This window comes from Hallella multisaccharivorax DSM 17128, assembly GCF_000218235.1.
Taxonomy (GTDB): Bacteria; Bacteroidota; Bacteroidia; order Bacteroidales; family Bacteroidaceae; genus Prevotella; species Prevotella multisaccharivorax.
Genome location: NZ_GL945017.1, coordinates 1,639,075 through 1,650,771, shown reverse-complemented (window position 1 = coordinate 1,650,771; position 11,697 = coordinate 1,639,075). Strand labels below are relative to the sequence as shown.

Sequence of the window (11,697 nt, the reverse complement as noted above, 5' to 3'; positions counted from 1 at the left end):
GACAATTTAGGATCTTCCGTTGCCTATTATGGCAGCACCGCCTATACCTTTACCATCCATCTCCCATTCGGTTTCAGGATCAATATCACTCCGAGCATCCAGGCATCGCACAGTGAGAGTGTCAACCGCACCGTAGCCTCGCTGATGGACATAGACGGCGACGGACTGCCCGACCTGGTCTACAGCAACAGTGACAGCCGGCTCGTTGTCCACCGCAACCTCACAGGGCGTACCAACCTGCTGAGAACCGTGACGCTGCCCTTCGGCGGCCATATCCATATTGGCTACCAGCAGACAGAGCCGAATTTTGACATGCCCGGCCGCCGCTGGGTGATGTCCAGCGTGGAGACCACCGGCGGCTATACGGAGAACGGTGCCACAAGTACGCGCAGCGAGTTCACCTACGAGGGAGGCTACCGCGACCGCCGCGAGCGTGACTTCTACGGCTTCCGCAAGGTAACGACACGGCAGATAGACACGGAGAAGGAAAGCCACGACATCTACCGCTATTCTGTAGACACCTATGCCAACAATCGGGATTACTACCTTCACGGCCTTGTGACGGACGAGAGCCTCTATGACGGGGCCGGCAGGAAGCTGCAAGGTGCCTCCTATACTTATGAGACGGTGAAGGTACAGGATGCGCCCGCTTGTGCAGGTACTATCGGCAGCCACCACGACAATATGGAGGTGCTCTTCCCGGCCCTGACCAAGGTCGTCCAGTCGAACTTCGACGAGACAAGCGGCGACAGCCTGACCACGAAGGTGGAGAACACATACGATGATTTCGGCAACCTCCTCACCTATCAGGAGACAGCGGCCGGTGAGAAGCTCGATGCCAGAATTGATTATCACAAGCTGACGGACAAGCACATCGTCAGCGTACCGAGCCATATCACTGTCAGCAGCGGCGGCAGGACCTACCGTGAGCGCAGCACGAAGGTGGACGGCAACGGCGAGATCACGGAGATTACGCTCCACAATGGCGACAAGCCGTCCGTCTACGACATGACCTACGACAGCTACGGCAACATCACCCGTATGACCAAGCCGGAGAACTACAACCACCAGCGTATGTTCTACGCCTACACCTACGATGACCTCTACCACGACCTTGTGACGAAGGTCAGCGATGCCTACGGCTACAGCTCCACCACCACCTATGACGGATTGTGGAACGCTCCCGCCACCACCACCGACCTCAACGGCCAGCGGATGGAGTACACCTATGACGCATTGGGCAGACAGGCCACCGTGCGCGCGCCCTACGAGATAGAGAGCGGCCAGCCCTTTACCATCAAATTCGAGTATTTCCCCAGGGAGCGCAAGGCGCATACCATCCACTACACGCAGGACGGCAACATCGACACCTACACCTTTGCTGACTCCCTCATGCGTGCCATCCAGACCAAGCAGACGGGCGTGGTATGGAACGGCGGCAGTGCTTCCAAGGTGAGCATCGTCAGCGGCAGGGCCGTGCTGGATGCCTTCGGCAGGAACATCGCCGCCTACTATCCCACGACGGAGAGCTATGGCAATATCGGCACCTACAACACCGCCACGGGCGACCTGCAGGCCAAGACCGAATATGACACCCACGACCGCACCGTCAGCGTCACCCTTGCCGACGGCAGCACCACCAAGAGCGCCTACACCATCGGCAGCCACGGCGGCGTTCCAATGCTGGAGACGAAGGTGACGGATGCCCTCGGAAGGACGGCGGAGAGCTATACCGACGGGAAGGGCCGCAACCGTGAGACGGTGCAGCATGCCGGCGGTGAGAACATCACCGTGAGATATGCCTACAATCCCGTGAATGAGGTGACGACCGTGACGCACCCCAACGGCAGGGAGACGAAATACGAGTACGACCAGTTAGGCCGCAAGCTGATGGTGAGCCACCCCGATGCGGGCGAGACGGACATGACCTACGATGCGGCGGGCAACCTCCTTACCAAGCTCACGGCACAGCTCAGAAAAAGCATCTCTGACAAGGGCTGCATCACCTACACCTACGACTATGAGCGGCTGAAGGAAGTACTCTATCCCGAGAACCTCTTCAACCGGGTCACCTACACCTACGGACAGCCGGGCGACAAGTACGGCCGTGCCGGACGGCTCGCCCTCGTGGAGGACGCATCGGGCGGAGAGGCTTACTACTACGGTCGTCAGGGCGAGGTCACCAAGACCGTGCGCACCGTCATGGCGAGCGTGGCGGACATCCGCACCTACGTCTATGGTGCCACCTACGACAGCTGGAACCGTGTGAGGACGATGACCTACCCCGATGGCGAGGTGGTCACCTACCACTACAACGCCGCCGGACAGGTGGAGAGCCTGACAAGCAGCAAGCAGGGCAAGGAGAGTAGCATCGTGGCACAGATAGGCTACGACAAGGACGGCCATACCGTCTATCAAAAGCTTGGCAACGGCACCGAGACCACCTACACTTACGACAAGCAACGGCAGCGTCTGCAGGATATGACACTTACAGGCAGCGGCAGCACATTGATGCAGAACAAGTACCGCTATGATGCCGTGGACAACATCCTCGGTATCACCAATGCCGCCAATCCGCAAGGACTGACGAAGCTCAACAAGGCGAAGTTGGGAGGGGCGAGTACGCACACCTACCAGTATGACGAGCTGAACCGCCTGATTCATGCCACGGGTAAGGCGAAGAATGCCTCCTATGACATGGCAATGACCTTCGGTTTGATGAGTGAGCCGCTCACGAAGACACAGAAAGTAGACTCCACGGCTACGGCAAAGAGCTATAACTTCACCTACAAATATGAGGATGATAGCCATCCCACTGCTCCCACGCAGATAGGTCACGACCATTACACGTATGATGCCAACGGCAACCCAATACTTGAAACGAATGACAGTACAAATACTACAAGAGAGATGTACTGGGACGAGGACAACCGCCTGATGGTACTTTCAGACAACGGCAAGACGAGCCGCTACACCTATAACGCCGGTGGCGAACGCATCATGAAGAGCTACGGCACGATGGAGGGCGTGTATATCAACGGCGCACCGGAGGGCATCACGTTCCATGAGACGGATAACTTCACGCTCTACCCTGCAAGCATCCTCACGGTAAGCAAGAACCGCTTCACCAAACATTACTTCATCGGTAGTCAGCGCATTGCAAGTAGGATTGGCACAGGCACATTCAACAATGTCTATGGAGTAAACGGCAGTTACGTCACCGCCGGTCAGCGAGATTATGCCGAGCGCATGAACCAAATCCAGTCGCAGAAGGAAGCATACTACAAAGAGCTTGGCATCGCTCCGGGCGTACCAACGGAAAAAGGTGCCTACGGCGACCCGGAGAATACGGGTGTAGGCTACAACTCTGTCCTCACCGAACTTGGCAACCACGATGTGCCGCAAGGCTGGGTACAGACACCAAAGCATAACACGACAGAGGGCAGCACACCGGGGACACCCGTCAGTTGGAATGAGCCGAGCACTCCTGACGACCCACAGGCAGGCTATGGCTATATCCCGAATGATACTACTACGGAGGAGACTTTCTTCTTCCATAGTGACCATTTGGGTTCGACCTCTTACATCACGGACGGCAAGGGTAACATCACGCAATATGATGCTTACCTGCCCTATGGTGAGTTGCTCGTTGACGAACACTCGTCATCCGATGAGATGCCATACAAGTTCAACGGTAAAGAATTTGATGAGGAGACGGGATTGTACTATTACGGTGCGAGGTACATGGATCCCGTAGCAAGTATGTGGTACGGTGTGGATAAGTTGGTCGAAAAATTCCTTTCTGTTTCTGCGTACACTTATTGCAAGAATTCCCCTTTAAACTATAAGGATGTTCGTGGATTGTTTCCTAAGGGGATAGTGTCAATTCACTATGAAATAAGAGAATTGGCAACAAGCAGCAGCATTACTGGTACTATCACAACTACAAGGCAAAGAAAGGCATATTACCGCTTCACGGAATCCACAGCTCACCTGCTTTCACTCGTCTCAGGAGTATCAGAAACATACATTAGAAATGTTAAGTTAGAGGAATTTGCGGGGCAGCCAAAGAACAATAGCATCACTATTGGTGCAGATCCCATGAAAGTAAGGATGCTTGTCTCACCCACGTATTTTGACGAGTCTGGAAGCACCCAAAACGAATATTACGACTGGTGGATGAGAGAATTCTCGCATGAAGTCGGTCATATAAAGCAAATATGCAGGGATAAGAGCCTCACTCTATACCTGGTCAAAACAATTTTTGGTTATGTGTCGACATTAAGTCATGACAAATCTCCAAGGGAGATAGAAGCTGAAAAAGGATCTGAAAATTATGAAGACTTTAGAGATTATGTAAAAACAAATCTAAAATCAAATATTCTAAATTTGCTTAGAAGCAATAAATCTGAAAAGGAAAAAATACAGCAGATTGATAAATGGTGGAGCGAATATCAACAGAAAAAGAAATGAAGATTTTATCGGTAATTTTATTTTTTATCACAACCCTTGGATTCATATCATGTAGTGATGACAACAACTTTTGTGTAGACGAGAAGAAGCAAATCATCATAGTTCACAACCTGATGAGCTTTAAAATAGTCCGCGATAGTCCTGATGTCGTTGGAACACGTGAATATACAATAAGAAAAGCTAATGCATATAGTACAGAAAAGAGCGATACCATATTTTTTAATAGGAAGACAGAAAATCTTTCTATAAGGGCTTTTGATAGTTTAGGCGTGTATAGCCCGAATATCATAGAACTCTTACCTAATTCTAAATATATTTTAACTCATTTCGGAATGGGTGGTAGTGGTTATATCAAGCAATATATATGGACCGATTCAAAGGCAAATATACACACGAAATCGAACTTCAATGAAGCGGATTAAGTTCAAAAGATGTGATAGGACAAGGAGAACAGCAACCTTGTACTATCTATCAACGGAAAACCCAGTTACTGCGATGCCAGGTGATCTACGACCTTATTGGTCCGCAAGGTGATGATGAACCACCCATTTGCACATACACGTGAGACATCATTGACAATTTCTTGATTGCTGAAGGTCTTCTCAATATCCTGGTATTGGCGTAGAAAATCCATCCCCTTGAAAGTCACGATGTAGCTGTAAGCTTGTGTGAGAGAAACCTTCTTCTCGACAGCGAAATTGGTGATAACAGACACGACGAAATTGCTTTCCTCTTGGTTGAAGCCAAATCTGTCAATGACATTAATCTGCAATGCCGAACCCATCTTACCAAGAATGAATGATGCACCTCAGGCGTTATCGGTGCGCCATGTTCTATCTTCGACACGCGAGACTCTTTCAGGCCAATGAGCTTTCCAAGCTGGCCTTGCGTAAGACCTTTTTCTTCCGCTCCTCGCGTATAATCATCCCTAAACTATTGTTCTCCATATCTACCTAACTGTTGTTGTTTACCGCAAAGGTAAGCAAAACTTTCCAAACATGGAAAATTGTAGACGAGAAATTTGAACTTATAAAAAGTTAAAGGCAAGACTTGGACTCTTAATATTTCATAACAGCAAATAGAGTAGCTGCCTTAGTAGTCGCTAAACACAGCCTTTTTCGACATGCACATTTTTGTACCATTTACCTTGTAACTGTTTGATAATCAGGCTACATTTTATTTCCACATGAACACCGTCGTCCGCCAGCTCCTGGAGCAGAACACCGACGTGGTGATGGTCGATACCGGCGACTCTTACGAAGGCATCTGCCGCTATTTCAAAGGCACCTACATCACCTACTCAAAAGAGAAACCCATCTCGATGAATCCGTTCAAGATTACGGACACCGAGTATGCCCAGAACTTCGGCGAGAAGAAGAACTTCCTCAAGTCGCTCATCTTCCTCATCTTCAAGGGCAGCGAGGCACCCACGAAGATCGAGGACAAGATCATCAACCAGACCATCGTCGAGTACTACGAGTCCTACTTCACCCCCTTCAGGGCGTTCACCGACACCGAGCGCGAGCAGCTCCGCAAGCGTCTGCTCTTAGAGGACAAGAAGAACGGCACGTACGAGAAACACAGTAAGGAACTGGAAGAAAAATACAAACATAGTGAGTATGAAACAAACACCCTCGAACCAGAGTACCCCGGAACATCCGAAGATCCATCTGCCTTTGGCGGACCGGATAGTGAATATGATCCTCTCGATTTTGCTGCTGACATTCGTCTGGCCGGTGACGGTTCTCTACATCCTGCTCAGGAGAAGGAAGCTTACGCACGAATCCAGCGGAAAGTGAACAAGCTCCACGACCTCATCAACGACAAGGCCGCCACCGACGGCGAGAAGGTTGCCGCCAACCGCCAGCTCATGCGCCTGATGCCCCAGCTCATCGAGGGCAACTACCTCATCACCATCGAGCAGCGCATCGACCGCATGGAGAAGCAAAGAAGAAAGATGCACGTCGACAACCTCAGCTTCAACAGCTACTACGAGTTTGCCATCGAGCGCATCCCGCAGATCATGAGGGAGAAGAGCATCACGTTCGACATCGACAACTTCGCCGCCATCTTAGAGCAGTTCTACAAAGGCGGCGAGCTCGAGCACACGCTCAACAACGACGTTGATGCCAGCCTCTTTGACGAGAAGTTCATCGTCTTCGAGATCGACAAGATCAAGGACGACCCCGTCCTGTTCCCCATCGTCGTGCTCATCATCATGGACGTGTTCCTTCAAAAAATGCGCATTAAGAAAGGCCGCAAGGCCCTCATCATCGAGGAAGCGTGGAAAGCCATCTCCTCACCGACCATGGCAGAGTACATCAAGTACCTCTACAAGACCGTGAGAAAGTTCCACGGCATTGCCGGCGTGGTGACCCAGGAGCTCAACGATGTCATCGACAGCCCCATCGTCAAGGAAGCCATCATCAACAACTCTGACGTAAAGATTCTCCTTGACCAGAGCAAGTTCAAGGACCGTTACGATGCCATCAGTGCCATCCTCGGACTGACGCAGGTGCAGAAACAGCAGATCTTCACCGTCAACGCCCTCAACAACCACGACGGCCGCAGCTACTTTAAGGAAGTGTGGATCTGCCGCGGACAGTACTCCGACGTCTATGGCGTGGAGGAACCGCCCGAGTGCTACTGGGCCTACACCACCGAGCGCGCCGAGAAAGAAGCCCTGAAAGTCTATGAGCGGCACTACGGTGACATACAGACTGCTATCACGAAAATTGAGGAAGACCGCAAGAAACTCGGTATCAAGAAGTACCTTGACTTCGCGGTGAAAGTAAACCAAAAACAGAAAATCATGCCACTATGGGACAAATCAGACTGATACAGACAAAGTTCAAAGACAGCTATAGAAGCCGTTGCATAGTTACAGCGGCATTGCTCCTCTTTGCCACCACGCAGGCTTTTGCCGGCTGGCGTCTTGTCATCGACCCCAAGACCATCGGGCAGGTGACCGCCAACACCGCCGCGCAGAAGGCCATCGAGGATAAGCACAACGAGCGTCTGGACACCATCTCTGCCAAGCAGAAGAAGATATTGCAGTACACCGCCACCATGGAGGGCATCAAGGAACTCTACCACCTGACGATGACCAATGTCCGCGGCTTCGGTGAGGAGACAGCCTACTACAAGGAAATTTTTCTCCTTAGTGCCGACATCCTCACATCCGTGCCCACGGTAACAAAGTACATCTTCTCCCACCCCGTGAAGAACTACGTCCTCTGCCTTAACGAACTCTCGGATGTCGTCATCGAGACCGAGGGGCTTATCCACGACTTCATCGACGTGGTGAACAACGGCAAGGTACGCCTGCCCGACAATCCCATCATCCGCCAGAAGATACCCGACGGCGGCGGACGCTACAACATGGGTCAGGGCGACGGCTATAACTTCATGGACCGCTACACCCGTCTGACACTGGCCAACAAGATCTACTCCCGTCTCTATGAGATGAAGTGCAAGATGGACGTGATGGTGATGATGTGCCAGTTCGGAACATGGGGCGAGGTGTTCTTTGCCATCGACCCTGAGAGCTGGGCCGCCGTCTATCAGGCCAGCGGCATGGTGGACGGGATAATCAGAGACTGGAACGGAATCGGCATCTAAGAGCCACCACCCCCTCTCCAAAATAGAGGTGAGTAATTACCATCAAGAACCAAAAAGAACACCGAATGAACTATGAAGTACCATACCATTATAATATGCCTCTTGGCTATTGCCATCCTCTATCCCTCGAAAGCCCATGCCTTCGACTATCCGAATGACCAGCCTACCATCGAGGCCTTGATCTCGCTGCACAAGCTCATCAAGAAGGAAGAGGAGAAGGCACTGGAGAAGGTGGCCGTAAGCTATGGCGAGCAGAGTCTCGTCACCAAGGGCGCGACGAAGTTCAATGACGTGCGCATGACACTGAACTCTAAGCTCAACAACGCCTACAGCTACGTCATCCTCGGCGCGGCACTCGCCTCTACGGGTACCGACCTCTACTGTCTTATCGACCAGTATGCCACGTTCACGAAGAACACCGCCAAGTACGCCTTCAAGAAGCCGGCAGTGATGTGGTACTATACCGAGGCCAACTACGCCTGTGCGCGAGAGATAAAGAACATCAAGGCTCTCTACGCTACACTTACCGCCAGCGGACTGAACCTCATGCGTGCCAGCATGGACGAGAAACTGGAGCTTGTCAACACCCTCCACGGCTATATCTCCAACATGCTCGGCATCATCGACTCCGCCAACCTCTGGTGCAGTATCGTTGCCATGGGCGGCTTCCACTATGACTACATCTGGGATATCCTCAACAGTGATGTCAAGGATGAGATAGCGAAACAAGTCATTGACAAGTGGTACGGGGCGTAGTCAGAGAAAGATTTTAAATGATGATAGAATTACACACATGTAAAACGAGTAAAAAGCGACAATACCATGAAACATAGTCATTCTTCCATAATCTCCATAATGTGTACAGCTCTCGCTTTCCTCTTTGTGGGAAGCGGGAGCGCTTATGCGCAAAAGAAAGTGCACGATTCACAAAAAGAGAAACAGTGGCGGAGCATGGAGACCGGTCCTTGGGACTTCGAGCCCGGCTGGTACTACTACTTCCTCCACAAGAACTACTCCGGTGCCGAGACCTACTGGAAGTGGTCCGGCTTCAAGTCCGGCTACCGTGTCCGCTTCAAGGAACACAAGTCCAACGTCAAGACCATCATGCCGCGCCGCATCGCCCAGGAGGAGCTGCAGAAGGAGAAAGTCAAGAAAGCCGAGGAAGAGCGTGTCAAGGTCAAGGAGATGCACGACGAGGAAGTCGTCCGTGCCGCCGACCGCAACGTCGACCTTGTCTACTCCTCCTTCAAGGATGACTTCAACCGTATGCAGGGTGCCATCACCGAGGGCCTTACCTTCTGCCTTACTAAAAGTAAAGGAAAATTGTACCCTCAGGTTAACGAGCTCCAACGTCAGAACGACATGATTTGCCAGTCCATCGCCTACACCCATAAGCAAGGTATAGGCAACGAGCTTGAAAACTCCAAGCGTCAGGAAGCCTATGTGGAGTACAAGAAGCAGATGGAAGAACTCGTCTCACGCGTGGCTCACCTTGTAGGCATGGCACAGCAATATTATTAACCTTGAAAACCACAGAACATCATGACAGACATACTATTATCAAGTTCAATGTTCATCAACCAGCTGCTGACGATGGGTCTCCCTGCCATCGACGACAGCCTGATGCGCCTGTTGACGGCCATGGAGACCTTCCCCAAGTCCGCCGTCCTCGGCAGTGCCATCAGCTTTGCCAAGATGCTCGGTCTGTTGCTTGCCCTCTGCATGGGCTCCTACGAGTGCTGGATGATGATGCTCGGCCGCCGCGGCATGGACGTGATGAAACTCGCCCGTATCATCGGTCTCTCCCTGTGCATCACCTACAGCAGCTACATCTGCATGTCGCTCAAGATGCCCGGCAAGGGCCTGGAGGATGTGACCCGTCAGATGGCACAGAGCAAGAACCGGGAAGTGGCGGCACTGGAGCTGAAAGTCGCCCAAAAGCAGGACGACTACCTCAAGCGTCTCCGTCAGGTCCAGGACAGTATTGAGACCGCCAAGCAGGTGCAGGAGATCGGTGAGGATGCCCATTGGTGGGATAAGCTTATTTATAACATGGAGAACCTCGGCTCCACCATCAACAACTACGCCCAGCGTGCCGCCGTTGCCGCCGAGACCAAGGTCAGCGAGTGGATCAACGACGTTATACGCTTCGTCGGCGAGCTCATCTTCCAGATGTCCTACTATGGCATGCTTGTCGCCCAGCGCATCTTCATGACCATCCTCGCCACCTTTGCTCCAATCATGTTCGCCTTGAGCATCGTTCCGCCATGGAGCAACGCCTGGGCCCAGTGGATGGGCAAGTACCTGTCGCTTTCCCTATGGGGCTTTGTCGTGTACTTCTGCCTTTACTATATCGACTTCATATTGATGTACAACCTCATGGAGGACATCAAGGCCTACGACACCCTTTTGAGAGGCACCGTGAACTCATGGCAGCAGATCGGCGCCTTGGGCTTGCAGGGCATCGGCTCCAACTGTATGTACGCCATGGGCATGCTCGTGGGCGCCTACGTCCTCCGCTTCGTGCCCGAAGTAGCCTCATGGCTCATCCCCGGCGGCATCAGCTCAAGTGCGGGAACCGCTTCCGGCAGTATGGCACAGACCCTCGTCTTCGGTGGCGCCAGCTACGCCATGGGTGCCGCCACGACCACTGCCGCCGCAGGAGCCGCCGTAGCCACCGGCACCGCCTCCATCATCGGAGCCGCCCAGCAGTCCCACAGCGACGGTGGCAGTGGCTTCAACCAAACCGCCAGAACCTTCATGGCTCAGACTGGATTGGGAACATCCTACAGTCGTGGTGCCGACTCCGCTCGCAGTATAAACAATGTGGGCAAGTCCGACTCCAACTATAGACCTGGAGGAGCCGAAGGAAGTTAAGAGTTAAAAGATAGGAGTTGGGAGTTGTCAAGCCATGCGAGACAACTCCGACTCCTAACCCTAACTCAAAAGCTCCTATCCACGACTTAAAAACTCATAAACTTCTATCTCATAACTAATACAATTATGCTGATCCAATCCTTAGAACAGAAAACCAAACTGGCCCTGATGACCGTCATCCTCACGTTGGCGGCATGCACGGTCATCTGCATCTTCACCGTCTATCATAGCTCCAAGCTCGTCAGTGAGGAACGCAGTCAGATCTATATCCTCGACGGGGACATCCCCTTCCTTGCCGAGCGCAGTCTGCAGGAAGCCAACTTCGTGATGGAGGCCAAGGCGCATATCCAGCTCTTCCACCAGTACTTCTTCAACCTTCCGCCCGATGACGACTATATCAAGTGGACCCTCGGCAAGGCACTCTACATGGCTGACGGTACGGCAATGAAACAGAAGCAGGCCATGGAAGAAAACGGCTTCTACTCCGACATCATATCGAGCAGTGCCGTCTGCACCATCAAATGCGACTCCATCCAGTTCAACGAGCACGACAAGAAGTTCAAGTACTTCGGCACACAGCTCATTAAGCGTCGCAGCCGTGACCTCAAACGCTCCATCATCACCGTGGGTGAGATAGAGAACGTGCCAAGGACACAGAACAATCCCCACGGACTGCTCATCACCAACTGGAGAACTCTCGAGAACAAAGATTTGGATTATTGATAA

8 protein-coding genes and 2 pseudogenes are annotated in these 11,697 nt (G+C 52.2%); 8 read left to right on the top strand and 2 right to left on the bottom strand.

Going from position 1 to position 11,697, the window contains the following annotated elements; translation table 11 throughout:
• The coding region (locus PREMU_RS15620; RefSeq protein ID WP_007574210.1) for an RHS repeat-associated core domain-containing protein at positions 1-4,473 on the top strand (4,473 nt) is incomplete at its 5' end.
• Positions 4,470-4,895 (top strand): hypothetical protein, encoded by a 426-nt coding sequence (locus PREMU_RS07130; RefSeq protein ID WP_007574209.1) that lies wholly within the window; start codon positions 4,470-4,472, stop codon positions 4,893-4,895. The genes PREMU_RS15620 and PREMU_RS07130, both read left to right, overlap by 4 nt.
• 65 nt (positions 4,896-4,960) lie before the next feature.
• On the opposite strand, the gene PREMU_RS07125 is transcribed toward PREMU_RS07130, so the two are convergent.
• Positions 4,961-5,257, bottom strand: coding sequence for a DUF3791 domain-containing protein (locus PREMU_RS07125; protein ID WP_050796383.1), 297 nt, complete (start codon positions 5,255-5,257; stop codon positions 4,961-4,963).
• Between the two features lie 35 nt (positions 5,258-5,292).
• Positions 5,293-5,367: pseudogene (locus tag PREMU_RS15965) on the bottom strand (hypothetical protein); the annotation flags it as partial.
• Between the two features lie 286 nt (positions 5,368-5,653).
• On the opposite strand from PREMU_RS15965, the pseudogene PREMU_RS07120 reads away from it, so the two are divergent.
• From PREMU_RS07120 to traK, 6 genes and pseudogenes are all read left to right on the top strand, one after another.
• Positions 5,654-7,312: pseudogene (locus tag PREMU_RS07120) on the top strand (TraG family conjugative transposon ATPase); the annotation flags it as partial.
• Positions 7,294-8,094, top strand: a complete 801-nt coding sequence (locus tag PREMU_RS07115) for a hypothetical protein (protein WP_007574207.1) — start codon at positions 7,294-7,296, stop codon at positions 8,092-8,094. The pseudogene PREMU_RS07120 and the gene PREMU_RS07115, both read left to right, overlap by 19 nt.
• Positions 8,095-8,166: 72 nt before the next feature.
• Entirely contained in the window at positions 8,167-8,850 is a 684-nt protein-coding gene (locus tag PREMU_RS07110; protein WP_007574206.1) for a hypothetical protein, read from the top strand.
• A gap of 66 nt (positions 8,851-8,916) precedes the next feature.
• Entirely contained in the window at positions 8,917-9,615 is a 699-nt protein-coding gene (locus tag PREMU_RS07105; protein ID WP_007574205.1) for a DUF5045 domain-containing protein, read from the top strand.
• Positions 9,616-9,636: 21 nt separating this feature from the next.
• A complete protein-coding gene (locus PREMU_RS07100; protein ID WP_007574203.1) occupies positions 9,637-10,971 on the top strand; it encodes a TraJ family protein in 1,335 nt (444 codons plus the stop codon).
• Positions 10,972-11,097: 126 nt separating this feature from the next.
• Complete coding sequence (gene traK, locus PREMU_RS07095; protein WP_007574201.1) at positions 11,098-11,694, top strand: conjugative transposon protein TraK; 597 nt, start codon at positions 11,098-11,100, stop codon at positions 11,692-11,694.
• The last annotated feature ends 3 nt before the right edge of the window (positions 11,695-11,697 follow it).